General features: G+C 65.1%; 22 protein-coding genes, 3 pseudogenes and 1 riboswitch. Of the genes and pseudogenes, 10 read left to right on the top strand and 15 right to left on the bottom strand.

Going from position 1 to position 25,957, the window contains the following annotated elements; all coding sequences use genetic code 11:
• Positions 1–2 precede the first annotated feature (2 nt).
• The 3 genes from AC1RU4_RS09185 (at position 3) to AC1RU4_RS09175 (ending at position 3,142) form a co-directional block, all read left to right on the top strand.
• Entirely contained in the window at positions 3–1,457 is a 1,455-nt protein-coding gene (locus tag AC1RU4_RS09185; protein WP_492890745.1) for an amidase family protein, read from the top strand.
• Positions 1,457–1,768 (top strand): 2Fe-2S iron-sulfur cluster-binding protein, encoded by a 312-nt coding sequence (locus AC1RU4_RS09180; protein WP_492890744.1) that lies wholly within the window; start codon positions 1,457–1,459, stop codon positions 1,766–1,768. The genes AC1RU4_RS09185 and AC1RU4_RS09180 overlap by 1 nt, the downstream gene beginning before the upstream one ends.
• A gap of 129 nt (positions 1,769–1,897) precedes the next feature.
• Positions 1,898–3,142 (top strand): benzoate/H(+) symporter BenE family transporter, encoded by a 1,245-nt coding sequence (locus AC1RU4_RS09175; protein ID WP_492890743.1) that lies wholly within the window; start codon positions 1,898–1,900, stop codon positions 3,140–3,142.
• Between the two features lie 240 nt (positions 3,143–3,382).
• On the opposite strand, the pseudogene AC1RU4_RS09170 reads toward AC1RU4_RS09175, so the two are convergent.
• From AC1RU4_RS09170 to AC1RU4_RS09130, 9 genes and pseudogenes are all read right to left on the bottom strand, one after another.
• A pseudogene (locus AC1RU4_RS09170) lies at positions 3,383–4,180 on the bottom strand (IS3 family transposase); the annotation flags it as partial.
• Between the two features lie 42 nt (positions 4,181–4,222).
• Positions 4,223–4,933 (bottom strand): TetR/AcrR family transcriptional regulator, encoded by a 711-nt coding sequence (locus AC1RU4_RS09165; protein WP_492890779.1) that lies wholly within the window; start codon positions 4,931–4,933, stop codon positions 4,223–4,225.
• A gap of 46 nt (positions 4,934–4,979) precedes the next feature.
• Positions 4,980–5,771, bottom strand: a complete 792-nt coding sequence (locus AC1RU4_RS09160; RefSeq protein WP_492890742.1) for an SDR family NAD(P)-dependent oxidoreductase — start codon at positions 5,769–5,771, stop codon at positions 4,980–4,982.
• On the bottom strand, positions 5,764–7,437 hold the full coding sequence (locus AC1RU4_RS09155; protein ID WP_492890741.1) for an FAD-dependent oxidoreductase: 1,674 nt from the start codon (positions 7,435–7,437) through the stop codon (positions 5,764–5,766). Before AC1RU4_RS09155 ends, AC1RU4_RS09160 begins: the two co-directional genes overlap by 8 nt.
• Positions 7,438–7,444: 7 nt before the next feature.
• Positions 7,445–8,425, bottom strand: coding sequence for an aldo/keto reductase (locus AC1RU4_RS09150; protein WP_492890778.1), 981 nt, complete (start codon positions 8,423–8,425; stop codon positions 7,445–7,447).
• Between the two features lie 35 nt (positions 8,426–8,460).
• Positions 8,461–9,645 (bottom strand): aromatic ring-hydroxylating oxygenase subunit alpha, encoded by a 1,185-nt coding sequence (locus tag AC1RU4_RS09145; protein WP_492890740.1) that lies wholly within the window; start codon positions 9,643–9,645, stop codon positions 8,461–8,463.
• Positions 9,646–9,679: 34 nt separating this feature from the next.
• Complete coding sequence (locus AC1RU4_RS09140) at positions 9,680–10,825, bottom strand: LLM class flavin-dependent oxidoreductase (RefSeq protein ID WP_492890739.1); 1,146 nt, start codon at positions 10,823–10,825, stop codon at positions 9,680–9,682.
• 5 nt (positions 10,826–10,830) lie between these two features.
• Complete coding sequence (locus AC1RU4_RS09135) at positions 10,831–11,715, bottom strand: amino acid ABC transporter permease (protein ID WP_492890738.1); 885 nt, start codon at positions 11,713–11,715, stop codon at positions 10,831–10,833.
• Between the two features lie 77 nt (positions 11,716–11,792).
• On the bottom strand, positions 11,793–12,710 hold the full coding sequence (locus tag AC1RU4_RS09130; RefSeq protein ID WP_492890737.1) for an ABC transporter substrate-binding protein: 918 nt from the start codon (positions 12,708–12,710) through the stop codon (positions 11,793–11,795).
• A 436-nt stretch (positions 12,711–13,146) separates the two neighbouring features.
• Between AC1RU4_RS09130 and AC1RU4_RS09125 the strand changes: the two genes are divergently transcribed.
• The 4 genes from AC1RU4_RS09125 to AC1RU4_RS09110 all read left to right on the top strand — a co-directional run bounded on the left by AC1RU4_RS09125 (position 13,147) and on the right by AC1RU4_RS09110 (position 16,578).
• On the top strand, positions 13,147–13,620 hold the full coding sequence (locus AC1RU4_RS09125) for a cucumopine synthase-related protein (RefSeq protein WP_492890736.1): 474 nt from the start codon (positions 13,147–13,149) through the stop codon (positions 13,618–13,620).
• Between the two features lie 27 nt (positions 13,621–13,647).
• The gene (locus AC1RU4_RS09120; protein ID WP_492890735.1) at positions 13,648–14,076 is read left to right on the top strand and encodes a hypothetical protein; all 429 of its coding nucleotides are present in this window, start codon (positions 13,648–13,650) and stop codon (positions 14,074–14,076) included.
• Positions 14,077–14,154: 78 nt separating this feature from the next.
• Entirely contained in the window at positions 14,155–15,516 is a 1,362-nt protein-coding gene (glnT, locus tag AC1RU4_RS09115; RefSeq protein WP_492890734.1) for a type III glutamate--ammonia ligase, read from the top strand.
• Positions 15,517–15,561: 45 nt separating this feature from the next.
• On the top strand, positions 15,562–16,578 hold the full coding sequence (locus AC1RU4_RS09110; protein WP_492890733.1) for an alpha/beta fold hydrolase: 1,017 nt from the start codon (positions 15,562–15,564) through the stop codon (positions 16,576–16,578).
• A gap of 228 nt (positions 16,579–16,806) precedes the next feature.
• On the opposite strand, the gene AC1RU4_RS09105 is transcribed toward AC1RU4_RS09110, so the two are convergent.
• The 4 genes from AC1RU4_RS09105 to AC1RU4_RS09090 form a co-directional block, all read right to left on the bottom strand.
• The gene (locus AC1RU4_RS09105) at positions 16,807–17,055 is read right to left on the bottom strand and encodes a hypothetical protein (protein ID WP_492890732.1); all 249 of its coding nucleotides are present in this window, start codon (positions 17,053–17,055) and stop codon (positions 16,807–16,809) included.
• 145 nt (positions 17,056–17,200) lie between these two features.
• Positions 17,201–18,208 (bottom strand): DUF1254 domain-containing protein, encoded by a 1,008-nt coding sequence (locus tag AC1RU4_RS09100; RefSeq protein WP_492890731.1) that lies wholly within the window; start codon positions 18,206–18,208, stop codon positions 17,201–17,203.
• A gap of 108 nt (positions 18,209–18,316) precedes the next feature.
• A complete protein-coding gene (locus AC1RU4_RS09095; protein ID WP_492890730.1) occupies positions 18,317–19,150 on the bottom strand; it encodes an acid phosphatase in 834 nt (277 codons plus the stop codon).
• Positions 19,151–19,191: 41 nt separating this feature from the next.
• Positions 19,192–19,989 carry an outer membrane protein gene (locus tag AC1RU4_RS09090; protein WP_492890729.1) on the bottom strand — a complete coding sequence of 266 codons (798 nt, stop codon included), beginning with the start codon at positions 19,987–19,989 and terminating at the stop codon, positions 19,192–19,194.
• Positions 19,990–20,227: 238 nt separating this feature from the next.
• Here AC1RU4_RS09090 and AC1RU4_RS09085 point away from each other — a divergent pair, with 238 nt between their 5' ends.
• The gene (locus AC1RU4_RS09085; protein WP_492890728.1) at positions 20,228–21,229 is read left to right on the top strand and encodes a helix-turn-helix transcriptional regulator; all 1,002 of its coding nucleotides are present in this window, start codon (positions 20,228–20,230) and stop codon (positions 21,227–21,229) included.
• 458 nt (positions 21,230–21,687) lie between these two features.
• Here AC1RU4_RS09085 and thiC read toward each other — a convergent pair whose 3' ends face one another.
• Complete coding sequence (thiC, locus tag AC1RU4_RS09080; RefSeq protein WP_492890727.1) at positions 21,688–23,484, bottom strand: phosphomethylpyrimidine synthase ThiC; 1,797 nt, start codon at positions 23,482–23,484, stop codon at positions 21,688–21,690.
• Positions 23,485–23,583: 99 nt separating this feature from the next.
• Positions 23,584–23,715: riboswitch (TPP riboswitch) on the bottom strand.
• A gap of 153 nt (positions 23,716–23,868) precedes the next feature.
• On the opposite strand from thiC, the pseudogene AC1RU4_RS09075 reads away from it, so the two are divergent.
• A pseudogene (locus tag AC1RU4_RS09075) lies at positions 23,869–24,450 on the top strand (transposase); the annotation flags it as partial.
• Here the strand turns inward: AC1RU4_RS09075 and AC1RU4_RS09070 are convergent.
• Positions 24,368–24,553 (bottom strand): annotated as a pseudogene (locus AC1RU4_RS09070) (helix-turn-helix domain-containing protein); the annotation flags it as partial. The pseudogenes AC1RU4_RS09075 and AC1RU4_RS09070 overlap by 83 nt on opposite strands.
• A 288-nt stretch (positions 24,554–24,841) precedes the next feature.
• Here AC1RU4_RS09070 and AC1RU4_RS09065 point away from each other — a divergent pair.
• Positions 24,842–25,945, top strand: coding sequence for an efflux RND transporter periplasmic adaptor subunit (locus tag AC1RU4_RS09065; RefSeq protein ID WP_492890777.1), 1,104 nt, complete (start codon positions 24,842–24,844; stop codon positions 25,943–25,945).
• Positions 25,946–25,957: the final 12 nt, after the last annotated feature.

Here is a 25,957-nt window from a genome sequence, read left to right as displayed (position 1 = left end):
CCATGTCGAAACCTGCTCTCTCCATGCCGGCAGCCATGCCCGCCGACGATGTCGCGTTTCTGGACGCGAGCACGCTGGGCGAGGCATTCCGGCGCAGGAACTTGTCGCCGGTCGAGGTTGCGCGGGCCTTGATCGAGCGGATCGAGGCGCTGGACCCGTGGGTCAACGCTGTGGTCCATCTGGATCCGGCCGTAACGCTGGCCATGGCCGAGGCCGCCGAGGCCCGATATCGGGCAGGAGCGCCGCTCTCGGCGCTCGATGGCGTGCCGGTGACGATCAAGGACCTATCGGCCGTTGCCGGCTGGCCGCGCCGGCGCGGGTCGCTCGCGCTCGATCCGGTGCGGCCGGCGAGCGAGGACACGCCCAGCGTTGCCCGCCTGCGAGAGGCGGGCGCGGTGTTCCTTGCCAAGACGGCGACGCCGGAAGCCGGCTGCAAGGTGGTCACGAGCAGCCCGGTGCATGGCGTCACCGCCAACCCCTACGACACCACCAGGACGCCCGGCGGTTCCTCCGGCGGGGCGGCGGCGGCGCTTGCGCTCGGCTTCGGGCCGCTCGCGGTGGGGAGCGACGGGGCCGGCTCGATCCGCATCCCGGCATCCTCGACCAATATCTTCGGCCTCAAGCCAGGCTTCGGCCGGGTGCCAGCTTTCCCCCCGGATAGCGACATGCCGCATTCGGTGGTCGGTCCCATGGCGCGCACCGTCGCCGATGCCGCGCTCATGCTCGACATCATGAGCCGGCCCGAGCCGCGCGATCCTTTCGCCTGGCCGGTGCCGTTCGCGCAGCCGCGAGATCTCGCCAACCCAGACCTCTCCGGGCTGCGGGTGGCGATCTCGCCGCGGCTCGGCTGTACGGCGCCGCTGATCGACCGGGAGGTCGATGCGCTGGTGGCGGAGGCCGGGCCGCTGCTCGCGGATGCGGGGGCCTTGGTCACGCAGGAAGACCCGGTCTGGCCGGTCGACCCGTTCGAGCCGTTCCAGATCTTCTGGCAGACGGCCTGTGCGCGGACCGTGGATGGCTTCGCACCGGAAAAGCAGGCCCTGCTCGATCCGTTGCTGCAGCGCGTCGCCATCGCCGGACGGGCAACCGGCCTTGTCGCCTATCAGCGCGCGCTCGAGCAGCGCCTGGCGATCACGACGGCGGCCAAGGCGCTCTTCAATCGGTTCGATCTTCTTGTCGGGCCCGTAATGCCTGTGCCGCCCTACGCCCTGGACCGCGACACTCCAGAGGGCTTTGCGGACGAGGACTGGAGCTGGTGCCCCTACACCTATCCCTGGAACATGACCGGTCAGCCGGCCGCCTCCGTTCCGATCGGCTTCACCGCCGCGGGCCTTCCCGTTGGCGTGCAGATCATCGGCCGAATGGGGTTCGAGGCCGACATATTGCGCGCGGCGGCGGCCATTGAGGTCCGCCGGCCGCTTCACCGGCGCCGCCCGCCCCGGATCGGAGACAAGTGATGACTACCCTTATCGTGACGGATTCCGAAGGCCGCGAGACGGCGGTCGAGGCGAAGGACGGGCTTTCGATAATGGAGGCGCTACGCCCGCTCGACATCGGCATCGAAGGCGAGTGCGAGGGCTCGGTCGCCTGCGCGACCTGCCACGTCTGGATCGACCCGGAATGGATCGACCGTCTGGACGCCCCCTCCGACGGCGAAGCCGACATGCTCGACTGTGCCTTCCATGTCCGCGCCACCTCGCGGCTCTGCTGCCAGGTGCGCGTCGAGCCGGCATTGGACGGTTTGCGACTTGCGGTTCCACACCGTTGATCGCCGCTGCTTCATAGAAGGCCGTGTGACACATCCAAGATGATCTGCGGTCTTTCATCCGGCGCGTTGCTTGTCCGTTCAGGCAGTACGCTGCAATAATATATCGCTTGAAGAAGTAAATCTCCTATTATGTCGGTAAGTTCCAAAAGAATTTCTGCTCGCGTCAATGATATTTTACATCCCATTGTCGCCGGGCTTATTTCGGTCATCGTCAATTATGGCGGCACCTTCATCCTTGTCTTTCAAGCCGCACGCGTCGCCGGGCTCAGTCCGGAACTGACGGCCTCCTGGGTGTGGTCCGTTTCAATCGGGGTGGGCGTGACGGGTGTTTACCTGAGCTGGCGCTACCGCGAGCCAATCATCACGGCCTGGTCCACGCCCGGCGCCGCTTTTCTCGTCACGGCTCTCGCGACGACCCCCTACGCGGAAGCCATCGGTGCTTATGTCATCTCGGCCGCCGCCTTCGCCGCTCTCGGCATGTCGGGCTGTTTCGAGAAGCTGATCAAGCTGATCCCTCCCGGCATCGCCTCGGGACTGCTCGCCGGAATCCTGCTCCAGTTCGGCATCGGCGCCTTCGGTGGCGCAGGGATGGACCCGATGCTGGTAGGCCTCCTGATCGTCGCTTATCTTGTCCTGAAGCGTTTTACCGCGCGTTACGCGGTGGTCGGCATTCTGGTGATCGGGCTGGCTTTCCTTCTGACCCAGGGCCATGTGAACCTCTCTGGCCTGCAACTGAGCTTCGCCGCTCCCGTGTTCACCATGCCGGTGTTCACGCTCAATGCGCTGCTCAGCGTGGCGCTGCCATTGTTCCTCATCACCCTCACCGGACAATACATGCCGGGAATGCTGGTGTTGCGAAACGACGGCTTCAAAACCAGCGCCAACCCGATCGTCACGGTGACGGGGATCGGCTCGCTGATCATGGCACCGTTCGGGTCGCACGCCTTCAACGTGGCCGCGATCACCGCTGCGATATGCACCGGCAAGGAAGCCCACCAGGATTCATCCAGGCGCTGGATCGCGGGTATCGCAGCCGGCCTGTTCTACATCGCCGTCGGCATATTCGGGGTGACGCTTGCCTCGGTCTTCATGGCATTCCCCGCAACGTTCATTGCCACGCTCGCGGGTCTCGCCTTGCTGGGTACGATCGGCGGCTCTCTCGCTGGCGCAATGGCGGACCCGACATCTCGCGAGGCGGCCCTGATCACCTTTCTCGCTTCTGCGGCGAAGATCAGCCTGTTCGGAATCGGCGGTGCGTTCTGGGGCCTGCTGATCGGCCTTATGGCTTATTTGGTCTTGAATGGCCGGCTACCGCGGCGGACTTCCGGAGAGAGACTTGTTCCCGCTTCTATCAAGAAGGGTACGGGAGGCTGACAAGCACAAAAACGTCGGAGCATGGCGCAACGCACTGACGATCCGGGCTCAGTTCGACTGCAGGCATCCACATCCAGAACCTGAGTCATCGCTCCTGAATAGGCCATGCTGCTTTGATGAGGGCGATGAAAGACCTGCCGCCTTCTCCATTCCTCAGGATTGTCGGGGCTACCCATTTGATGGCCCGCGTATACTGGAATCAATCAGAAACGTCTGACGTGCGCCCCGTTTTCCTGTCGGTCATAAGTTAGGTCTGGCTGGATTTTGGTCCTCATGGGACCGGCTGGCGAACGTCGATGACGATAGGCCGCCGAGGCTCGTATGGGGTCGGGCGGTGTTGTAGTCGATCCGCCAAGCCTTGATGATCCGCCGCACCTCGGCAAGCGAGGCGAAGGCGTGCTCATTGAGGCACTCGTCGCGCAGACGGCCGTTGAAGCTCTCCACGAAGGCGTTCTGGATCGGCTTGCCCGGCGCGATGTAGTGCCACTCGATGGCGGTCTCTTCGCAGAAGCCGAGGATCGCCCGGCTGACCAACTCGGTGCCGTTGTCCGACACGATCATGCAGGGGTGGCCGCGACGAACGATGACCTCATTGAGCTCGCGCACCACGCGGGAACCGGAGAGCGAGGTGTCGACCACCGCCGCCAAGCACTCGCGGGTGAAGTCATCGACGATGTTCAGCACCCGGAAGCGCAGGCCGTCGTTCAAGGCGTCGGATACGAAGTCGAAGCTCCAGCGCTGGTTCGCCCCTTGCGGCATGGCCGCCGGCGCCCTTGTGCCGAGCGCCCGTTTGCGCCGGCCGCGTCGACGCACCACGAGCCGCTCCTCCCGATAGAGGCGGTAGACCTTCTTCAGGATTATCCTCAACCCTTCCCGCCTCAGTAGGGTCGCCAACCGCCGGTAGCCGAACCGGTGGCGCTCATTGGCAAGCTCCCGCAGGCGCATGCGGATCGCCGCATCACCATCCGCCTCACGCTGATACTGGAAGCTCGACCGATCCATCCCGATCAACCTGCAGGCCCGGCGCTCCGAGTAGCCCGTCACCGGATCGCCGCCCATGGAGTGTCCGGCGCCGGTCCGTTACTTTCCCACGGCGAGATAGGTCAGGATGACCTTGCGCATCGCGCGGATACCCTGCGCATAGTTGAAATTCGGGAACATCGCGTTCCGGAACAGGGCGCCGTCCAGGAAGGTGGAGATCATCGCCGCCGTCTCCGTCGGATTCACCGGACGGAACATGCCCTCGACGATGCCGCGCTGGATCGTCGCCCCCAGCAACTTGGCCTCCTTGTCGTACAGCGCCTTGATCGCGCGGTCGGTCGCCGGCGTGTGGTTCTGCGTGTTGGCATAGTCGAGGCTCATCTTCGCAACCTTCTGCAGGGTCACGAACTGGCGGACATGCAGTTCCATCCACAGGCTGATCAGCTTGTCCGGCGCATCGGCGTTGCGGCTGATCTCCTCATAATGGGCGAACGCCTCCTCGACGGTGCGCTCGATGGCCTTCATGAAAAGGCCCTCCTTGTTACCGAAATAGTAATAGATCAGGGATGCGTTCAGGCCGGAGGCATCGGCGATGTCCTTGATCGTGACCGTTGAGAAGTTCTGGCTCGCGAACAGATCCAGCGCCACCTTGCAGAGGATGTCCGGGGCGGAACCCGTTTCGTAGCCGTCCTTTCCACCTGATGTGATCGTGTCGACCTCGACCAGAGTCGACGACCTGCGCGATCGGCCAGCAGCGTTCTTCTTTTTCTCGGAACCGACTGCGTTGTTCAGACGTCTCTCAATGCCCATCACGCCCTCTTTCGCGCACCGACTCGATTGAGTCGATGCCCTCCCTTCAACCGTTAATGTACCACGTCGTCGTGCTCCCTCCGTCGACTACGAGGTTATGTCCCGTGACATATTTCGCCGAAGCGAGATAGGCGACAGCCTGCGCAACTTCGAGCGGCGTGCCGGCGCGCTTCAGCGGGATTCTGCCCACCTCATCGGCCAATGCCGGCTCCTTCGCCTGCCAGTCCTCGTCCGCGGGGCGGATTGGCCCCGGCAGGACCGCATTGACCCGGATGTCGTGCGGGGCCCATTCGACGGCCATCTGCTGCACGCTCGACAGCACCGCGGCCTTCGACGGACCATAAGCGCCGTTGCCCGGATAGGAGCGCAGGGCAGAGGCGCCCGCGATCGCAATGATCGCTCCGCCACCGCCCTGGCGGATCATCTGCCGGGCGCCGGCCACCGCGAGATGAAAGAAACCGAGTGCCTGGACCGCGAACACGAGGTTCCAGTCCTCGCTGGCCAGATCAAGCAACCGGCCGCGCCGCGACGCTCCGGCATTGTTCACGACGATGTCCATGCGGCCGAGGGCCATGACGGCGTGATCCATGGCCTCGTCAACGGAACGCCGGTCCGTCAGGTCCATCGGCAAGGCGAGGGCGTGGCCGCCACCGGCCCGGATATCGGCGGCGGTCGCCTCGGCCGCGGACATGTCGCGCGATCCCGTCAGGGCGACCGAGGCGCCGAGCGCTGCCAGATTGAGACAGATGGCGCGGCCGATGCCCTTTCCGCCACCAGACACGAATGCGGCTTGCCCCGACAGCGGCGCAAGGGGCATGGGTTGGGACGCGTCAGGCATCGGAATGCTCTCCTTCCAGCTCGATGATCTCCGGCAGGGCGCCGGTGAGCGCGCGGCCGCAGATCCAGCCCCAGGTCATGTTCGGACCGATCGTGGTTCCCTGTCCGACAGCCCGGCTTCCGAACGGGTTCGCCATGGCGACGCCGGCGCAATAGAGCCCGCCGATCACCGAGCCGTCAGGCCGAAGCACCCGACCGCGGCTGTCGGTGCGCGGCCCGCCCTTGGTGGACAGGAAGCTAAGGTTGAACGGCATGGCGACAAAGGGCGGCCTCCGCAACGGGGCGAGCCGCTCGGGCGCGAGGCCGTTCGCCGCGAGGGGATCGAGATGCCGACCGAAATCGAGATCGGTCCCCGTGACGGCAAAACCGTTGAAACGCAGCACTGTCGCCCTCAGCGCGTCGACCGGCACGCCCATCTGCACCGCCAGCCCGTCGATGTCGCCGGCGCGGCGCACGAAGGCGGGATCGGCGCGCAGGAAGTGGTTCATCACCGGAGAGGCGTGCAGCAGGGCGGCGTCGGCTACCAGCCAGGCGGGAAGATGCGCGAAGGCTCCGCTGACCGGATCGCGGCGCAGCAGCACTTCGCCGAGATTGAACAGGTATTCGTTCACGAAGCGCTTGCCGTCGCGATCGACCAGCAGAGCGGAGGGCTCGCGATGGTGGAAGGTGCCGAGCGGCAGGTCGATGCCCCTCACGCGCGCCGGAATGGCCGGGGCGATATTGGCCTGGTCCATCCTCGCCAGCGCCGCTCCGGCGGCCTCGGCCATGCGGTGGCCATCGCCGAGATTCGACGGCGCACTGGCGATGAGATCCACCGGTCCGGGAAAATGCGCCCTCCGACGTTCCTCGTCGCGCTCGAAGCCGCCACAGGCAAGCACGACACCGCGCCGTGCCTGCAGGCGGATCGTTTCGCCGGCGCGTTCCGCGCGGATGCCGGTCACGCCACGGTTGCCTCCGGTCGTCAGCTCGAGGGCACGGATGTCCGTCAGGATCCGGCCGCCGGCCCGCACGAAGCCGCCCACGAGGCCGCGCACCAGCGCCGTGCCCTGCGCCCGACTTCCGGTGACGAGGCGCGCGGCGACCGCCGGCAGTTCCCCGAGCACGGCTTGCAGCGGACGGTGCCAGGCGTCGTGCCAGCGCATCTCGCCATAGGTCAGAATGTGCGGCACATGCGGCCCACGCAGCCGCCGCGCCCACCCGCTGGCGGCGGCAGGCGGCAGCGGGCGCGGCGAGAGCATCCGCCCGCGGCGGCAGGCCCCGGCATGGAGCGGATAGGGATCCGCCTCCTCCAGCAACTCGAAGACGAGCGGCGTCATGGCCTCCACGAATGCCAGCATGGCGGGGGCTTCGACGACGAAACGGCGCCAGAGCGGGTCCTCGACCGCCTGCCAGCCCGGCGGTGCCGAGGCACGGATATAGGCGAGCGCATCCCGCGGCGAATCCGCAATGCCGGCGGCCCTTGCCCGATGGTTGGCCGGAATCCACGTTCCCGCGCCGGACATCGCGGTCGTCCCCCCGACGAGGCTGGAGCTTTCCAGCACCACGACATCAAGGCCCGCCGCGGCGGCGACCAGCCCGGCCGTCAGTCCGGCGCCGCCCGAACCAACGACGATGACGTCGTGGCTGCGATCGAAGCCTCCCGATCCGGCGGAAGCGGGCGCGATCATGGCGGGATCAGGTGAAGCCGGTGACGGCATGGGGCTCGTAAGGCTCCTCCAGCGCCGTACGGATCTCCGGATCGAGCTTCAGTTCGACCGCCCGGCTCAGGTCGTCCAGATGATCGAGCCGCGTCGCGCCGATCACCGGGGCGACGACCGGCCCCTTGCCGAGCAGCCAGGCCAGCGCCACCTGGGCGGGCGAGCGTCCGAGCTCGGCGGCCACCGCGATCAGCCGCTCGACGACGAGCCGGTCGGATTCATAAGCACGGCCGTAGAGCACCGGCGTGTAGCCGTCGCTCTTCTCGCGCGCGCTGCCGGCCTGCCAGGGACGGGTCAGCCGTCCGCGCGCCAGCGGGCTCCACGGAATGACGCCGACGCCCTCCTCGGCGCAGAGCGGCAGCATTTCCCGCTCCTCCTCGCGGTAGAGCAGGTTGATGTGGTTCTGCATGGCGACGAAGCGGGACCAGCCATTGGCGCGCTGGATCTGGATCGCCTTGGAGAACTGCCAGGCATGCATGGACGAGGCGGCGAGATAACGCGCCTTCCCCGCCTTCACCACGTCGTTGAGCGCCTCCAGCGTCTCCTCGATCGGCGTCGCATAGTCCCAGCGATGGATCATGTAGACGTCGACATAGTCCATCTGCAGCCGCTTCAGGCTGGCGTCGATCTCCGCCATGATCGCCTTGCGGGAGAGCCCGGCACCATTCGGGCCGGGCCGCATCCGGTTGAAGACCTTGGTCAGCACCACGACGTCCTCGCGGGCGACGAAACCCTTGAGCGTCGTGCCCAGAACCTCCTCGCTGGCGCCGCCGGCATAGGCGTTGGCGGTATCGAAGAAGTTGATGCCGAGATCCAACGCCTTCTTCAGGAAGGGCCGGCTCTCCTCCTCGGTGAAGAACCAGCCATGCGAGGCGGTCGGCCCCTTCGCGTAGGGCATGCAGCCGAGGCAAAGCCGCGACACATCGAGCCCGGTCTTTCCCAGTTTGGCATAATTCATCGTCGACACGCTTCCATTCCGGTTCCGACAGGCGATCAGGACGGCCGCGCCATCCGGTCGCGCACATAGTCGGCGAGCTGCCAGACCGGCTTTTCCAGATGGCTGAGGCGGCCGGCTTTGGCATAGGAGGAATAGGCGCCGATCTGCTGGAGCGTGTTGACCTCGATGTCCTCGGCGGCGATGACGGCGCCGTTGGCCTTGGTCGTCTCCATCAGTTCGTCGAAATTGGGCATGTTGCGGGCATCCTTCCGCACCAGGTAGTGGCGGATCCACCAGGTCCGGTTGGCCGAGAGCGGCAGGATCGTCGTCCACCGCACCGCGTCGGCGCTGGTGCCGATCAGGTTGAGCGGGAAGACGTGGTAGAGGCTGCCGATGCGCTCCTGCTCCTCGCTCATCCCCTCGAACGAGGGCAGCCCCGACTTGTGGACGAACTCGGTCGGCACGTCCTCGCGCAGCGGGTGGCGCAGGCAGACCCAGGCCTGATCGGGATCGCGCATATCCTCGCCCCAGCTCAGCCCGCCCGGGCTGTGCGGCTGCAGGGTCTTCGCATGCGCGCCGATGTGGTGATAGCACTCCATGAAGGTCTCGACGGCGATCTTCCAGTTGAACGGGCAGTTGAACTCCGTCGAGAAGCCGACGATCAGGTCGTCGACGTCGATATGGGCGAATTCCTCGATCATGCCCTTCAGCCGGGGCGCCAGATCCGGCGCGTCGCCGGAGAAGTTGATGTAGATGGTTCCGAGCACGATCTCCGACCGGATCTCGGGCAGGCTGCACTTCTTGGGATCGAAGCCTTCCGCCTTGTCCATGAAGGGGGCGACCCTCAGCCGGCCGTCGAGCCCGTAGCCCCAGCGATGGAACGGACAGGAGAACAGCTTGGTGTTGCCGGAGCCGCTGGCGACCGGCGCCCAGCGATGCAGGCAGGTGCGGGACATGACGCGGATGCGGTCCGGCCCGCGCACCGCCATCAGCGGCTCGCCGAGGATGTCGATGGTGAAATAGTCACCCTCCCTGGGGATCTGCGCGATATGCCCGATCGCCAGCCATTCCTTGCGGAAGATCTTCTGCTTCTCGAGTTCGAAGAACGCCTCCGACGTATAGGCGGCGGCGGGCAGCGTCTCGGCCACCGACAGGTCCTGCCCGGCGCCGGCCTGGATGTCGGCAAGCAGGCGATCGAGATCGCCGTCGAGCGCATTCCGAAGGGTGACGTTCGCGTTCATGGGATTCTCGCCTCCGTGTCCCTGTCCATCGTGATCAATGCGTTGCCGCGCCGGGCCCGTTCCGAAGGACGGGCTGCCCGGCATCGCGCGCGGCGATCTCCCGCTTGACGATCGGAAGAACCTCCGCGCCGAAGCGCTCCAGCGACCGCCGCGCCATGGCGAGCGGCATGTCGCCGAACTGGAAGAAGGCGCTGTAATGGGTGCAGCCCGTGGCGCGGATCTCGCCGATCATCCGTTCGGCCACCTCGTCCGCCGGGCCGATCAGCAGGTTGCGGCGAAAGGTGTCGAGCGGCGGCTCGTCCGGCAGCGGCGGCACGTCGATCATCGCCCCGGTGCTGGCGATGTCCGGGCTGCGCAGGCCGGTCGCCATGCGGCCGACGAAGCGGGCGCAGTCGGCGGCAATCATCGCCTCGTCCCGGCTGTCGGTGACGTGGACATATTGCTGCAGGCCGATCGGCATCGGCCGGGCATCGAGCCCCGCCTCCGACCAGCTCTTGCGCATCTGCCGGGCAAGCCCGACGAGCGCGTCCGAGCCACGCCAGCCGGCGGTGACGAAGGGCGTCGCGCCCAGCGGGGCGAAGCGCCGCAGCACGGCCGGGTTGGCCGATGTGACGAACAGCGGCGGCAGCGGCTTCTGCACGGGACGCAGCAGCACAGGGGTCGAGGGCAGGCCGAGCGCCTGCGCCGCCTGCGTCACCATGCCCGTGGTGAGCGCCTCTTCGAGCACGTTCCAATATTTCAGGAAGATGTCGCCGCGCTCCTCGACATCGACCCCGTAGCGAGCGAATTCGAAGGGCTGGTAGCCGGAGCCGACGCCGAGGACCACGCGGCCGCCGCTCAGCTGGTCGACCAGGGCGATCTCCTGGGCGACGCGCATCGGCTGGTAGAGCGGCAGCACGATCACCGCGCTGCCGAGCCGGATCCGCGTCGTGGCACTGGCCATGTGGGCCATCATCAGCAGCGGCGAGACGCTGATCGAGTAATTGGTGAAATGGTGCTCCGCGAACCAGGCGACGTCGAGGCCGACCTCTTCCGCCAGAAGGACCATGCGGCGCGTGTCGGCGACGACGCCGGCGATCCCGTCGGGATGGTTGCGGTAGGACATGAGATTGAAGAGGCCGAACTCTACCCGGGAGGGGCCATGGCTCGCGGAACGGGCGGCCGGCCGATGGTCGCTCATATCCATCATCGTGCCCCGTAGCCTTTGGAGTAGTGCTGCTCGATGCGGCGCTGGACCAGCGACAACAGGGTCGTCGCGACGAGGTACCAGAAGCACGCCACCAGCAGCAGCGGGATGGTCTGGAAGGTGCGCGAATAGATGATCTGCACCGAGTAGAGCAGGTCGTGCAGTGCCACCATCGACACGATCGAGGTGCCCTTGAGCATGCCGATGGTCTGGTTGCCGGTGGGCGGCACGATGAAGCGCATCGCCTGCGGCAGCACGACGAGGCGCATGGTCTGCCAGCGATTGAGGCCTAGTGCCTTGGTGGCGTCGCGCTGGCCGGCGGGAACCGATTCCAGACCGGCCCGCACGATCTCCGCCATATAGGCGCCTTCGTTCAGCCCGAGGCCGAGCAGCGCGGCGGTATAGGGCGTGATCAGGTCGTTGAACGAGCCCTGGAGGAAGACCGTGCCGGTGAAGGGGATGCCGATGGAATAGCTCGGGTAGAGCGCGGCGAGGTTGTACCAGAAGATGAGCTGCACCAGCACCGGCGTGCCGCGGAAGAACCAGATATAGGCGGCGCTGAAGCTGCGCAGCGAGGTGTTCGCCGACAGCCCCATCAGGGCAAGGGCGATCCCGAGCACGACGCCGATCGCCATGACGGCGGCGGTCAGCCAGAGCGTCGTCGCGAAGCCCTGCAGCACGACCGGATCGAACAGGTACTCGCCGACCACCGGCCACTGGAAGCGCGGGTTGGTGGCCACGCTGTTCAGCACCAGCAGGGCCACCCCCAGGCCGGCGATGAGGAACAGCCGGTTGCGGATCGCTGCGGGCGAATAGTCCCGAGGGCCGAATAATGTTCTGCCGGACGGTCGGGCGCGGACATCTTCGGCTCCGGCTTTTGACATCGGGCGGGCTCCGGTCTTCCAAGGGACGGGTGATGGCGCACCGGCGCACCTCGGTGCGCCGGTGCGGGGGCTCGTCTTCAGTTGAGCGGCTTGGTCGTCGTCATGTTGATGCCGAACTCCTTGAGCGCGGCATGATTGAGGTTCCACTTGGCGAAGATCTTATCGTAGGTGCCGCTGGCCTTGATGGCTTGAAGCGCGGCCTTGAGCGCCTCGGCCAGCTGGGTGTTCTCCTTGGCGACGATGATGCCGAGGTAGTTCTGCTTCTCGAGCGGATTGGCGATGGTGACGATCTCCACCGGATTGTTGGCCTTCAGCTCCTCCACGGCGCTCGCCTCGCTGAGCGCGAAATCGATGCGGCCGGCGAACAGCGCCAGCAGCACCGCCGATTGCTGCGGGAACTCGCTGATCGTCAGCGGCTTCAGCCCCTTGTCGGCACACCATTTGCTGAAGGTCTGGAGGTTGGTGATGAAGTCGGTGCCGGACTGGCCGGCGGTGCGCAGCCCGCACAGGGTTTCCGGCTGCCCCGCCTTGATCGCGGGATTGGTGGCCACATAGTAGAAGGCGTTGCCATAGGTGAGCGAGTGGTTGACGAAGGTCACCTGCTTTTCACGCTCGGCGCGATCGGTGATGCACTCCATCGCCATGTCGTAGCGCCCGCCCGACACACCGGGGATCAGGCCGGCGAAGTCGATCGACACCACGTTGAGCTTGACGCCGAGCACCTGGGCCAGCGCATCCCAGATATCGACCTCGTAGCCGACCATCGTCTTGCCGTCCTTGAGGTACCACTGGCACGGCGGATAGTTGGCGTCCGTCGCGAGGTTGATGACGCCCGACGTCCTGATCTTCTCGGGCAGCATCGCGTTCAGTTCCGGCTTGGCGGTCTCCGGCGGGATCTTCACGGCACTCTGGGCGAAGGCGAGGCTCGGTACCATCGCGAGGACGGTCAGGAGAACGGCGGCAACATGTCTGATCGGGAAGCGGTTCGACGGCATCGGGGATGTCCTTCTCTCACGGACGGTGGAACTGGCGGCGACGAATTCGCAGCAACGCTCCTTGAGCGAGCCGGGGACTGCCCAGCTGGCCCAGTTTCGAGCTTGGACGCGTAGAAAATTGAATGTTTGATTAAACAAACATGAGAACGATTTTCCTGTCAATCGGACTCGTGCAGTAAATTTCCAACAAATATCAAGGCATATGACAGCAAAATGAGCAACATATGCCGTAATAGCGGTCATATTGCGTAAATTCTGGGCTTCTTCTTATTTTCGGAAATTTCATTTGAACATTTGATTGAAATGACGCTAGCGTCTGGGCATGCGATGCTGCCCGGCCCCGCGAGCGGCGCGCCTGAGATGATCCCCGGGGAACTCGTCAAGCAGATGTGGAAGCGATCGCGGGCACCTCCGCGTCGCGAATCGAGGAGCCGACATGCAGGTGGATGAAGCGATCGCGCGCCTGGAGGCCGAGCGCGAGAGGATTTGGCTGACCGCCCCCGAGGACGTCACCGCCCTGGGCAAGGGCATTGTGCCGCGCGGCACCGGAGCCCGCGGACAGTATCTGAGCACGATCATCTTCGCCGAGGGCGAGGCGCGCACCTTCGCCGACGAGATGCTGTGGGGCATCATCCGCGTCTGCGAGGACACCGATGCCGACCTCGCCACGCTGAAGGCGGTGATCGAGCAGATCATCGGCTACAAGGCCTCCTTCTTCGATTTCGTCAGTCTTCCGGAGGCCGCCGGCTTCACGCGGATCTATGTCGAGGCGGCCCTCGCCTGCGAGAGCACGGCCGATCTCGCGCGCCTCTCCCATGCCGCGCTCGGCTATGCCAACCGGCTCCACATGTGGGTCGACTACATCCTGCCCTGGGGCCTCGGAGACGGCTTCCGCCGTCCGAAGTCCTGACCTTTCGGCCCGCGCAAGGACATGACGATGAAACTCATCCTGAGCATCGACAAGAAAGACATCTGCACGATCGAGGTCTGGGAAGACAAGGTTCCCATGCTCGCCAAGCAGTTCCGCGAGAAGCTGCCGCTGGTCTCCATGCTCCAGCACGGCAAACTGCTCGGCGACCTGATCTTCTTCACGCTTCCCATCGTCGCGCCGTGGGAGAACCGCTACCTCACCGAGGATGTCGGTCGCGAGCGCAAGGCGAAATACGGCTCGCCTGCCGGGGCGGTCTGCTTCTACAGCCCGCGCCAGCAGTTCTGCGTCGTCTATGGCGACGACGCGTCCGACGAGCCGCTGCCGATCTCCTATATCGGCGAGGTCGTCGAGGGGCAGCTCGAGCTCAAGGTCGCCGGCCTCGAGACCTGGTTCGACCAGAGCCGCCTCGTCGAACTGAAGCTCGCCGACGCCTGAGATCGCATTGCCGGACGTCGGACCGGGTCGCCCGCCGCGCGGCCGGCCCGGCTCTCCTCTACCCACAAGGATCCCGCCATGAGCACTGACCAGAAGATCGGCCTGCTTCAGAAGGAACTCGCCGCGAAGGGCGTCGAATACTGCATCGGCGCTTATGTCGACATCCATGGCGTCCAGAAGGGCAAGGTCGTTCCGCTGCCCCATCTGGGTCACATGGCGCACGGCTCCGAACGCTACACCGGCTATGCGCTCGATGGCCTCGGCCAGGAGCCGAACGAGGACGAACTCACCTCCATCCCCGACCTCGATCACATCATCCAACTGCCCTGGGAGCCCAAGGTGGCCTGGATGCCGGCCGACAACCATTTCCGCGGCGAGCCCTATCCGCTCAGCACCCGTGTGGCGCTCAGGAACGTGCTGGCCGAGGCGGAGCGGATGGGCTTCGGCTTCAATCTCGGCATCGAATGCGAGATCTTCCTGCTGCGGAAGGAGGATGACGGGCGTCTGTCGGTGCCGACGCCGAACGACACGCTCGGCAAGCCCTGCTACGATATCACCAGCTTCATGGACAATTTTTCCTGGCTCGACCGGATGGCGTCCACCATCAACGGCCTGGGCTGGGACCTGTATTCCTTCGACCACGAGGACGCCAACGGCCAGTTCGAATTCGACTTCACATATGCCGATGCGTTGACGATGTGCGACCGCCTGATCTTCTTCCGGATGATGGCCAAGCATTACGCGGCGCAGGAAGGTCTGCTGGCGACGATGATGCCGAAGCCCTTCGCCGACCGCACCGGCAACGGCGCGCATTTTAACATGTCGCTGTTCGACCGCGAGACGGGTGCGAACATCTTCGCCCGCGCGCCGGAGGACGATCCGCGCGGGCTCGGCCTCAGCGAGACCGGCTATCACTTCATCGGCGGCATACTGAAGCACGGCCGGGCGCTATGCGCCGCGCTCGCCCCCACCGTGAACAGCTACAAGCGGCTGGTACGGCGCGGCGCCATGTCCACCTTCAGCTGGGCGCCGGTGTTCAACTCCTATGGCTCGAACAACCGCACCAATTCGGTGCGCGTGCCCGCCGGCGGCGGCCGCTGCGAGTCCCGCAACGCCGACGGCTCCGTCAATCCCTATCTGGCGGCCGCGCTAGTGCTGGCGGCGGGCCTTGAGGGCGTCCGCGAGCGGATCGATCCCGGCACCCCCAATGACGACAACCTATACAACATCTCGGAGAGCGAGCGGCTCGCGCGCGGCATCGAGTTCCTGCCGCAGAACCTGCTGGAAGCCGTGGAGGCTTTCGCGGCGGACCCGCTGGTGGAAGCGACACTGGGCACGGCGCTTCGGAACGAGTTCATCACCTACAAGCGCGCGGAGTGGGACGAGTACCATCTCGGCATCAGCCCCTGGGAGACCGAACGCTACGCGCAGATGTTCTGAGGCACGCAACCGCCGGGACGCGCAGCGCCGAACCGGGATGGACGAATGATGGCTCCCCCCTTGCAGACGTTCCCCCTAGGCGATGTCCGGCTGGTATCGGGCGGCGTGCTGGCCGATGCGTGCCTCACCTACCGATACTGGGGAACCCTCAACGCGGCCGCCGACAATGTCGTGCTGCTGCCTTCCTACTATACCGGAACCAGCGCTTCCCATCTGCCGATGATCGGCGACGGGCGCGCGTTCGATCCCGCCCGGTATTTCATCGTCGCCATCGATCTGTTCGGAAATGGAAACGCCACCTCGCCCAGCCAGCTGGACACACCCGGTCGGCGGGCCGCCTTTCCGCGGATCGACGTCGCCGACAATGTGGCGGCGCAGCACCGGCTGCTCGCCGCGCTCGGCATCCGCCGGATCAGGCTTGTCTATGGATGGTCGCTGGCGGCGATCCAGGCCTATTTCTGGGCGGCGATGTACCCGGACGCGGTGGATACAATCCTGCCGGTGTGCGGTGCCTCGCGATGCTGGCCGCAGAACCGCGTCTTTCTCGACGGCCTGAAATCGATCCTGATGGCGGACCCGGCCTTCGCCGGCGGTGCGTGCGAAACTGTGCCGGAGATGGGGCTGCGGGCCTTCGGGCGGAGCTATGCAGGCTGGGCTTTCTCTCCGACGTTCTACCGGGACGAACTCTACAAGGCCGCAGGCTTCGCGACGCTGGAGGATTTCCTGGCGTTCTGGGAGGAGGATCACCTGACCTGGCACGCGGCCGATCTGTTCGTAGCGCTCATGACTTGGATGACCGCCGATATCGCCACCTTGCCCGGCCATGGCGGCGACCTCGGAAGTGCCCTCGGCACCGTGAGAGCCCGTTGTATCGTGATGCCCTGTAACGAGGATCGCTACTTCACGCTGGAAGAGAACCGCATCGAAGCGGGTCTTCTCGCCAGAGCCGAGCTCCGGCCGATCCGCTCGCCCTATGGCCATTGCGCCGGCGGGCCGGGGCGCTTCCCCAAGGAAATGGGACAGATAGCGGACGCCGTAAGAGACCTGCTCGAGGATTCCTAGCACCTCATTGAAGCAGTGCTTTGCTCGGTCATCGTTGTCGTGACTGATGTAGATTCCAAATTTGGGAGTATCGATATCCAAACGGATCTCGCCTGACGATGGGACTCGGAGCTTCCGGAGCGATCGGCGCATATTGGGCATGCTTGGTATGGAGGCTTGTGCTTCGGCCCACTATTGAGGACGTGAACTCATTGCACTTGGCCATCAGGTGCATCTGATGACGTTAAGTTATGCAAAGCCGTATATGACGCGTAGGAAGACGGATGCCGCCGAGGTAGAAGCGATCTGCCAACCGTCGGGTCTGCTATTCGGTTTGTTGCCGTGAAGACGCCCGACCGGCAAGTCGTCCTTGTGCTGCATAAGACCCGTGATCTGCTGGTCCGCCAGTGGACCGGGCTCATCGATCTCTTCGGCCCAGCCAGGAATGTCCGGTTCCTGGCGGAGCGTCAACGTCTGCAGTTGGCGCAGGGGCGACATATTTTCACGCTCGTCGACGGCTTTTATGTTCCTTCCGGCCGGCCTGCTACAAGCGCCACGCAGATGACGGCACCGCGCCCCGGCAGCGGCAGTCTGGGTGGAGCCCACCGCTATTGCCGGACCGAACGAACCAGGCTTACGCCTTCTACGATGCAGGCTGCGCCTCCGGCAACTTCCACGTGCCGTTCAGGAACTCGGCCCGAGGGCGGTAGAGTCGAAAGGTGTAATTCCACCCCTGCGTGATCGGCAGGCAATTCACGATTTTCCCGTCGCAGCCGCCGAACTGGACGTCGATCGCGCCATCGGCGCTCTTCTTGGCGGTAATGCTGTTGACCGAATAGGCGTCGTAGTCGTTCTTCTGGAAGAAACCCTTGTCGTCATAGACGCTGATCGACCAGAACGCATCGACGGGCACCTCCTCTACCTTGAGCTTGTAAACCGTGTTGCCGTCGTTTCTGGCCGGGGTCACGGAGGGGTAGGAGGCGTCCTTGTCGGGGTTGCCGCCCCAGCCGGCTGCCGTTCCGATCAGGTGCTTGACCGGATCGACCTCTCCCTTCGGGCCGAAAGCATTGGCGAAGCTGCCGGATGCCGCGGACAGAGCTTCGAGTGCCTCACGAATCTTCTTCTGTTGAGCCAGGTCCCAGTCCGGGGCCTCGAACTTGCCAACCGAGTTCTGCTCCACCTTCAGTGCATCCTGCAGGGCGTGAACCTGCGCGAGGTCGTTGGTGTCGTTGGGATCGACGAGGATACGGACCGCAACGAACACATAGCGGGTGCCGACCTCATCCTTGGTGAGCGTCGTGCGGCCCGGCTCGTAGACCACCATCGGGGTGTAGTGGTCTTCGTTGATGACCTGCATCGAGATGAAGCGCTTGCCGGCATCGGGAAGGGTGATGGTCACCGGGCCGGCGTCGAGGTCGAAGAGCGCCTGGGAATAGAGCGTATCCCGGTTCATCCGGACCACAGGCTGCTTGTCGATCGGCGTCGGCGTCCTGTTATGGACGAATTTGCCGAGGCCACCCGCGTCGACCGTTTTGCTCATATAGAAATCGGTCTCGGCTCGCTTGAAATTGTCGACGTCGACCGGAACCGTCTGTGAGGACGCCGCGCATGGCGCGAGAACCAGGAAACTCAGGCTGTAGACCAACGTCATTCGCATTGAACGGCACCTCATTGGCGTCTTTGATTCATTTGCTTAGCGGGGCAAGGCCGATGGGCCCACTCCCGTGATTCGGCTGATCGCCAGCAGCGCCCGGTCCCTTCAGTGCGCGGACAGTGCGGCAGCCTCCGCGGCGCATTCGGTGACCGAGGGCACCGACTTCGCCTTCGCGACCTCTACTTCCGCTTTTGCGGCTTGGAGATCGGCGAGGAAAGTCGGGTCGGTTTGCAGCCGCGCCACCGTCGCCGCGCCCATGATCCGTCCGGCATCGACGTCGCTCTGCCAATGCGCATTGCAGATCACGCGGCTCTGCCCGAATTCGAGGCCGCGCTTCAGCAGGGCATCCGCGCGCTCGGGATTGATCTGCACGAAGACGAGAGCCCAGCCCCAGCCGGCAGCCGTGTGCCCGGACGGATAGGAGCCGTCCTCGCGCAGGATCGCCTCCTGATCCGCCCGACAGGTCGCTTCGTTGTGAACCACGAAGGGGCGGGTCCGATTGTACTTGTTCTTCACGCCATAGGTGGAGAGGCCGAAATCCGACAGCATCTTCTGCATCATCGCGTAAAGGCGCGGGGTCTGCTCGCTGTCGATGCGAACACCCATCGCGCAGGAGAAATTGTCGGCGGCCTGCGGAAAGGCGAGATCGGCGTCGGTATGGGCGAGCTTCCAGCGCTCGGTGCTTCGCGCGGGAATCGTCGCCTCGCGCGCTTCCTCGTCCCGGGCCAGCGCGGCCGAGTTCGCCTCGGGCGGCGGGCCGAGCAGCACCAGACTGTTCGGCAAGTCAGACGGCTTGAGATAGCCCGGCGCGATCTTGAAATGCGGGTCGGTGACCTTTGGCGGCGCTTGGTCCGCCTGCGCCAAGGCGTGTCCGCAGAGCGCGAGCAGCGCAAGCAGGGAAACATGTGCAGCCCGCAGCGTGGTCCCGGTCATCGACATTCCCATTCCTTTCGCCATGGCCGAACTCATGAAAGCCCCGGTCAGAACCGGTATGTTGCCGCGACGGCGGGCCCGTGCTGCGTCATGTCGTACAAAAAGTCGCCATCGCGATAATCGACATGGAGCGCCCGGTAGCCGGCTTTCAGCGTCAAGTTTTCGCTCCAGGCGTAGTTGACGCTGCCCAAACCCTGCCAGGTCAGGTGCGAGCCGACGCCGAAACCGCCGATATCGCCCGCCACCGTCAAGCTCCACGGACCGTCGAGCTCCACACCGAGCCGGGCGCCGACGATCGGGTCGGCCCACATCTGTGATTCACGATGATCGATGCGAAGATTGGCGAGCCCGGGCAGGATCTCGAGCTTGTTGTTGAGGTTCCAGAACCGGACGCCGCCGCCCACATCGAGCGCAAGGACGGCGTCCTCATGGACGCGATAGAAGACGGAGCCCTGCAGGATCGTGCTCTGCGAGCGCAGCTTCAGCGCGGAAAAGAACGGGCCGGGCAGCGTGCCGCCGGTCGTCAGCTGCGAGAACTGTCCATCGACCAGGAAGCTCCAGCGATCGACGCGCATCTCGGCGGATACCATCAGCGCGCCGTTCAGTTCATTGAGCACGTCGCGGAAGCGCATATTGATATCCGCCGCCGGCAGCGGCGGCAGCGTCGCGCTCCTGCCGTCGATCGCGGTCGCCCAGACATAGCTGGTGACCGAGAAACTGGGAGCAGACGCCAGGACGGGAGCCGGCCGCGCGGCGGGCTCCGGCAGATCGGACGCCCAAGCCGACCCGCACAGGGAAACCGACATCAAGCCGATGGCGAAATCCCGCGCCGTTGCGCCTGGCATTGCTGCGTATCCCCTGCCTGCCCGTCCTATCGGCATGCGCGAGCTTTCCGGCTCGCTGCCGCACGCCATCGCAGCCCGATCGGCCGGCGAATGTCGTTGTCAGCATTTCGTGCATGGCCCGCTTGCCCGTCTTGCCATTTCACGCCAATCACGCGCAGCTATGTTTCGCCGCCGGTCGCGAATCCCCTGAGATTCGGCCTTGTGAAAAGCGTCAACGCGGTGATCGCGGCGAGGTCCGATGGCTGATATTCCTTTGACGCGCGGCCAGTTCCTGTTGCCCTTCGTCAGCATCCTCGACGATATCGGCGCTCCGACGGAGACGCTCTTGGAGCGGTCCCGGCTGCCCTCGTCTCTGGCCGAAAAGAGCGACCTCTACCTGCCGCTCCTGCCGGCGTTGCGCTTCGTCGAGACCGCCCAGCGAACCCAGGGCATCGCGGATTTCGGCTTTCTCGCCGCGCAGCGCCTGCACTTTTCCCACATGCGGGAAAGGACGCGGGCCCTGATCGCGCATTCCCCGACGCTGCTCGTCGCGCTCCGGCACGCCTGCTATTGGGCGTCGCGGGAAGACACCATTCTCAGCATGTGGATGGAACATGACGCCGATCATGTGCGGGTCTGCAGCCGGCTTGCCGGCACGAGCGGGTTGCTGCATCTGAAATACGCGCAATGGATCCAGAATATTTTCCCGATCCACATCGTCCGGCAATTCGCGGGGCCCGACTGGATGCCTGCGGCGATCGCCTTTGAATCGTCTTATGCGCCAAGCCCTGCGACGCGGTCCTGCTGGCCGAATGTGCGGTTTCTGTCGGGCCAGCATGCTGCCTGGATCAGCCTGCCGATCACGCTGCTCGGCCTCCCCAATCGTTCGACCGCCTCATTTGCGCCGCCACGCGACAATGAGGACGGCCCTTCCGCCTACGATATCGTCGATCTGCTCAAGCTGATGCTGCCGGCCTATCTCGACGAGGGAACCACGGCCCTTGCCGATGTTGCCGAGATCGCAGGCGTCAGCACGCGGACGCTTCAACGCAAGCTCGCCCATGTCGGCCTGTCCTATTCGGACATACTCGACACGGTCAGGTATGAGACGGCGGGCCGGCTGCTTCGCGACACCGATTGCAGGATCATCGACGTCGCCTTTTCCGCCGGCTACGCAGATCCGGCGCACTTCAGCCGCGCTTTCCGTCGAATGACGGGTATGACGCCGCGTCAGTTTCGTGAGGAGTCTCGCCTTGGCTAAGCGTGTTTCGCCTCGCGCCACCAACAGCCCAACTAAGTGCTTGAGCCACGATGCGCCGCACCGCGTTCAAAAGGGCGCGCCAACGAGCGTCGTCCCAAGATATGCGGGCGTCCGCTCTTGGGCAATGCGCCAACTTCCGCCTGTGGCGCCACCTGTCTAGGCCGACGTCCTTGTCCTCGACCGTCGTCCGGATCTCCCGTCTTTGGGTGCTGCTGAATCCGCCTGGAACGCAATAGGCAAGTGTCGCATGCGCAAGTCGATCGGCCTTTATCAACGACCAGAGGTCCCCGCGGCGATTGGAGCATTGGTATGGGCACGCACAGATGTAGCGACGAAGGCTGTGTTGGATACCGAGCGTTTGAACTCGCCCAAGATCATGGCAAGTCATCAGGCGTCAACGGTTCAAGGGGACCCGCCGACCTCCGAATAGAAGCCGGTGGGTCTCAGGTGATCGGTCTTCAGGTCACGGTCACATACAGCTGCCCGGCCTCGCGATACCTTTCAGCCATGGCTGCCATGCCCTCCTTCTGCGCTTCCGCGCGGATGTCGTGGGAGATGCGCATCGAGCAGAATCTCGGTCCGCACATCGAGCAAAAATGCGCCACCTTGTGCGCCTCCTTCGGCAGCGTCTCGTCATGGAACGAGCGTGCCGTCTCCGGATCGAGCGAGAGGTTGAACTGGTCCTCCCAACGGAACTCGAAGCGCGCGCGTGACAGCGCGTCGTCGCGCAGCTGTGCCGCTGGGTGGCCCTTGGCGAGATCGGCGGCATGGGCGGCGATCTTGTAGGTGATCACGCCGGTCTTCACGTCGTCGCGGTCCGGCAGGCCGAGATGCTCCTTCGGTGTGACGTAGCAGAGCATCGCCGTGCCAAACCAGCCGATCATCGCCGCGCCGATACCGGAGGTGATATGGTCGTAGCCTGGCGCGATGTCGGTGGTCAGAGGCCCGAGCGTATAGAACGGAGCTTCGCCGCAGACCGCGAGCTGCTTGTCCATGTTGGCCTTGATCTTGTGCATCGGCACGTGGCCGGGACCTTCGATCATCACCTGGCAATCCTTCGCCCACGCGATCTGCGTGAGTTCGCCCAACGTCTCCAGCTCGGCGAACTGCGCCGCATCATTGGCGTCGGCGATCGAGCCGGGCCGCAACCCGTCGCCCAGCGAGAACGACACGTCATAGGCGCGGCAGATGTCGCAGATCTCCTCGAAATGCTCGTAGAGGAAGCTCTCGCGGTGATGGGCGAGGCACCACTTGGCCATGATCGAGCCGCCGCGCGAGACGATGCCGGTCACGCGGTCGACGGTGAGCGGGATATAGGGCAGCCGCACGCCGGCATGGACGGTGAAATAGTCCACGCCCTGCTCGGCCTGTTCGATCAACGTGTCGCGGAACACTTCCCAGGTGAGATCCTCGGCAATGCCGCCGACCTTTTCCAGTGCCTGATAGAGCGGCACGGTGCCGATCGGCACGGGAGAGTTGCGCAGGATCCAGTCGCGGATGTTGTGAATGTTGCGACCGGTGGACAGGTCCATCACCGTGTCGGCGCCCCAGCGGATCGCCCACACCATCTTCTCCACCTCCTCCGCCATGGACGAGGTGACGGCAGAGTTGCCGATATTGGCGTTGATCTTGACGAGGAAGTTGCGGCCGATCGCCATCGGCTCGCTCTCGGGATGGTTGACGTTGGCAGGAATGATCGCCCGACCGCGCGCCACCTCGTCGCGCACGAACTCCGGTGTGACGAAATCCGGAATTGCTGCGCCGAAGTTCTCTCCATCGTGCGCAGCCGCCCTCGCTTGTACGCGACCCAGATTTTCGCGAATGGCGACGAACTCCATCTCCGGCGTGATGATCCCCGCGCGGGCATAGGCAAGCTGGGTGACCGCGCGGCTGCCGCTCGCCCGTAGCGGGCGGTGGCGCACCGGATGCTCGGGCGTCGCCCGCTCGATCGAGACGAAGCCGTTGTCTTCCGGCTTCACATGGCGTCCCTCATAGCTCTCCACGTCGCCCCGTGCGGCGATCCAGTCCGCCCTTAGCCGTGGCAGCCCCTCGTCGATGGCGATGCGCGCGGCTGGGTCCGTGTAAGGCCCCGAGCCGTCATAAACCGTGACGGGCGGCTCACCTGCGCTCGGATGCACGGCGATCTCGCGCATCGGCACGCGGATGTTGGGATGCAGGATGCCGGGCCGGAACACTTTCGTCGAAGCGGGCAGCGGTCCGGTTGTCACGGAAGGGGTGGGTGTTTCGGTCGTCATAGGTCAAGGCTCCTCGCATGATGCATGGAGACCCAGATCTGACGGGAATGATGATGGAGGAATCCCCTCGCTAAAAAAGGGGAAACCGGCCGCGCTCGCCGCGACGCATCCGCACCGTCCCTACGCCAGTATGAACTGGATCAGGTTCAACGGGTCACTGCGCCGCAACAGCCGCGAGGGCCGCACCCAGCAGTATCTCAGCCCCTTGTCGGGACCCCCCTGGTGAATGACCGGGAAGGTGCTCCCTTCACCTCAGCCTGTCAATCGACGCGGCCTTCCCCCGACATGCACCGCGCGCTCGAAAAGCTTTACGTAGCGGGCGATGTCGTGGTCGTCGAACTCTCGTTGAACGGCACTCATAAGGGGCCTTTAGTGCTACCGGCCGGTACAGAATACGAGACAGCCTGCACATTGATCGCGTTGCCCGTGGCGGAGGAGAGCGCGGCCATCACGATGTTCCGGATGATCATTGCCCAGGCTCGAGGCCTGATCCACGAGCGCAACCGGATCGAGGAGATTGCGCAGGTCACTCTGGCCGATCAACGCTCTGACAATTCTGGCCGAAGCTGGCGATCTCCGGCGGTTCGGCCATCATCGCCAGTTCTTGAAGTTCTGCGGTCTCGATCTCGCCGCCTGCCAGTCCGGGACATTCTGCGGTCGGACCAAGCTGTCGAAGGACGGCAATGCGCGTCTGCGCCGTACCTTCTAGATGGCAGCGCAGGTCGCCGCGCGGCAACGCGACAACAGCTTTCGCGACAAGCTCGGCCGCTACGTTGCCGGCCACGTGGATGATGCCGATCGCCGCCGCAAGGCGATACCGCGCTCACCGCCAAGATGGCGCGGGTGGCGCATGCCGTTGTCAAGACGGGGACAGAATACCGGCCGTTCCTGGGGGGTTCTTCGGCCCGGTCGGCACATCAGCCCCCGAGGTTCGCTTCTTCCACTTCGCGACCGTCTTCTGGCTGATGCCGCAGCGCTTCGCCAGCGCCCTCAGGCTCGCTTGACTATGTTGGATCGCTCGACGGACTGCCTCAGTCGTCGTGGCGCTCCCGTGAAGAAGCTGGCCCATAGCGCGGCCCTCGATTCCAGCGTCGAGGTTGCACCATCAAAGCCCGGGATCAAACATCCAGCATGCGATTTCGCGCGGTTCTTGTTTCGACCCGAGAGTGGCGGTGAGCCCTGCGCAGGGTCGGATGGTGTGATAAATATTAACTGACGATTATTGACATTCGTCACTTGTCTCGACATATTGGCGTTGCTGTGGATGGTCCGGCGGAGTGCGAACTCCGCCCCCCGAACTCGCGATCCCGGATCGTCCGCAGCGCTCCATTCAGCCTCCCAGTATGTCGAGGGCGCCATGCGCGGACGGTCACCGCTTTCCAGTTTCCTCACGGCCCTGGCTGTTGCAGGGCTCGCCGCGACGCTTTCGGGCTGCGGCCCGGCGGACAGCTCACAGCACGAGCCTGACAAGGCGAGGCCCGTGCTTGCGCGCCCGGTCGCCTTCGAGCCGCGCGTCGGCGAGCGCAGCCTCGTCGGCGTCATCCAGGCTCGCGTCGAGAGCGACCTTGGCTTCCGCGTCCAGGGCAAGGTGGCGAGGCGCCTCGTCAATGTCGGGGACGTGGTCCATCAGGGTGATGCGCTCGCCACCCTCGACGAGGTCGATCTCGGGCTGCAGGTCGAGCAGGCGGAGGCCGAGCGCGGCGCCGCTGTCGCGGCTCGCGCGCAGGCGGAGGCCGAGTTCCACCGCGCGGAAAGACTGTCCAAGGATGGCTGGACGACGGCGTCCACGCTCGACATCCGGCGCGCCGCCCTCGAAGAAGCGAAGGGGCGCCTCGCCCGCGCCGAGCGCGCATTGGACCTCGCGAAGAATGCGTCGTCCTATGCCGTGCTGCGCGCGGACGCCGAGGGCGTGATCACCGCGACCGCGGTCGAGCCGGGGCAGGTGGTTCAGCCGGGCTTCGCCGCCATTCGCCTCGCCCGCACGGCCGAGAAGGAAGCGGTGGTCGCCATCCCGGAGGCGTCCGTCGAACGCGCGCGCACCGCAAAAGCCGTCGTCACGCTGTGGTCGAACGCGAACGCCCGCTACGAGGCGACCTTGCGCGAACTGTCGCCGGCCGCCGATGCCGCGACGCGAACCTATCTCGCGAAATTCCCGGTCACGGCCGCCGGTCCCGAGGTACAGCTCGGCATGACGGCAACGGTCACCCTGACCGATCCGAGCGCGGAACGGATCGTCCGTCTGCCGTTCACGGCGCTGGTCGATCAGGGCAAGGGTCCCTTCGTCTGGACCGTCGCTGCGGACGGCAAGCTCACCGCCAGGCCGATCACGGTCGCGACCTATGAGGCCAAGGACGTGCTGGTGTCCGCAGGCCTCACCGAGGGCGACCGGGTCGTGCTAGTCGGCGCCCAGAAGCTCGACGCCGGACTGTCCGTCCGGGCGGTCGACCAGTTCTCGTTCTGAGTGGGGCCACGA

The organism is Ancylobacter sp. GW821-FHT10E12, assembly GCF_058809335.1.
Note: the sequence above shows the minus strand (reverse complement) of the source record. Positions and strands in the feature narration are given on the sequence as shown.

Bases quoted from the DNA above. Each gene is read 5' to 3' on its own strand.
- AC1RU4_RS09185 (WP_492890745.1), top strand. From the start codon at position 3: ATGTCGAAACCTGCTCTCTCCATGCCGGCAGCCATGCCCGCCGACGAT.
- AC1RU4_RS09180 (WP_492890744.1), top strand. From the start codon at position 1,457: ATGACTACCCTTATCGTGACGGATTCCGAAGGCCGCGAGACGGCGGTC.
- AC1RU4_RS09175 (WP_492890743.1), top strand. From the start codon at position 1,898: ATGTCGGTAAGTTCCAAAAGAATTTCTGCTCGCGTCAATGATATTTTA.
- AC1RU4_RS09165 (WP_492890779.1), bottom strand. From the start codon at position 4,933: ATGGGCATTGAGAGACGTCTGAACAACGCAGTCGGTTCCGAGAAAAAG.
- AC1RU4_RS09160 (WP_492890742.1), bottom strand. From the start codon at position 5,771: ATGCCTGACGCGTCCCAACCCATGCCCCTTGCGCCGCTGTCGGGGCAA.
- AC1RU4_RS09155 (WP_492890741.1), bottom strand. From the start codon at position 7,437: ATGATCGCGCCCGCTTCCGCCGGATCGGGAGGCTTCGATCGCAGCCAC.
- AC1RU4_RS09150 (WP_492890778.1), bottom strand. From the start codon at position 8,425: ATGAATTATGCCAAACTGGGAAAGACCGGGCTCGATGTGTCGCGGCTT.
- AC1RU4_RS09145 (WP_492890740.1), bottom strand. From the start codon at position 9,645: ATGAACGCGAACGTCACCCTTCGGAATGCGCTCGACGGCGATCTCGAT.
- AC1RU4_RS09140 (WP_492890739.1), bottom strand. From the start codon at position 10,825: ATGAGCGACCATCGGCCGGCCGCCCGTTCCGCGAGCCATGGCCCCTCC.
- AC1RU4_RS09135 (WP_492890738.1), bottom strand. From the start codon at position 11,715: ATGTCAAAAGCCGGAGCCGAAGATGTCCGCGCCCGACCGTCCGGCAGA.
- AC1RU4_RS09130 (WP_492890737.1), bottom strand. From the start codon at position 12,710: ATGCCGTCGAACCGCTTCCCGATCAGACATGTTGCCGCCGTTCTCCTG.
- AC1RU4_RS09125 (WP_492890736.1), top strand. From the start codon at position 13,147: ATGCAGGTGGATGAAGCGATCGCGCGCCTGGAGGCCGAGCGCGAGAGG.
- AC1RU4_RS09120 (WP_492890735.1), top strand. From the start codon at position 13,648: ATGAAACTCATCCTGAGCATCGACAAGAAAGACATCTGCACGATCGAG.
- glnT (WP_492890734.1), top strand. From the start codon at position 14,155: ATGAGCACTGACCAGAAGATCGGCCTGCTTCAGAAGGAACTCGCCGCG.
- AC1RU4_RS09110 (WP_492890733.1), top strand. From the start codon at position 15,562: ATGATGGCTCCCCCCTTGCAGACGTTCCCCCTAGGCGATGTCCGGCTG.
- AC1RU4_RS09105 (WP_492890732.1), bottom strand. From the start codon at position 17,055: ATGTCGCCCCTGCGCCAACTGCAGACGTTGACGCTCCGCCAGGAACCG.
- AC1RU4_RS09100 (WP_492890731.1), bottom strand. From the start codon at position 18,208: ATGACGTTGGTCTACAGCCTGAGTTTCCTGGTTCTCGCGCCATGCGCG.
- AC1RU4_RS09095 (WP_492890730.1), bottom strand. From the start codon at position 19,150: ATGTCGATGACCGGGACCACGCTGCGGGCTGCACATGTTTCCCTGCTT.
- AC1RU4_RS09090 (WP_492890729.1), bottom strand. From the start codon at position 19,989: ATGCCAGGCGCAACGGCGCGGGATTTCGCCATCGGCTTGATGTCGGTT.
- AC1RU4_RS09085 (WP_492890728.1), top strand. From the start codon at position 20,228: ATGGCTGATATTCCTTTGACGCGCGGCCAGTTCCTGTTGCCCTTCGTC.
- thiC (WP_492890727.1), bottom strand. From the start codon at position 23,484: ATGACGACCGAAACACCCACCCCTTCCGTGACAACCGGACCGCTGCCC.
- AC1RU4_RS09065 (WP_492890777.1), top strand. From the start codon at position 24,842: ATGCGCGGACGGTCACCGCTTTCCAGTTTCCTCACGGCCCTGGCTGTT.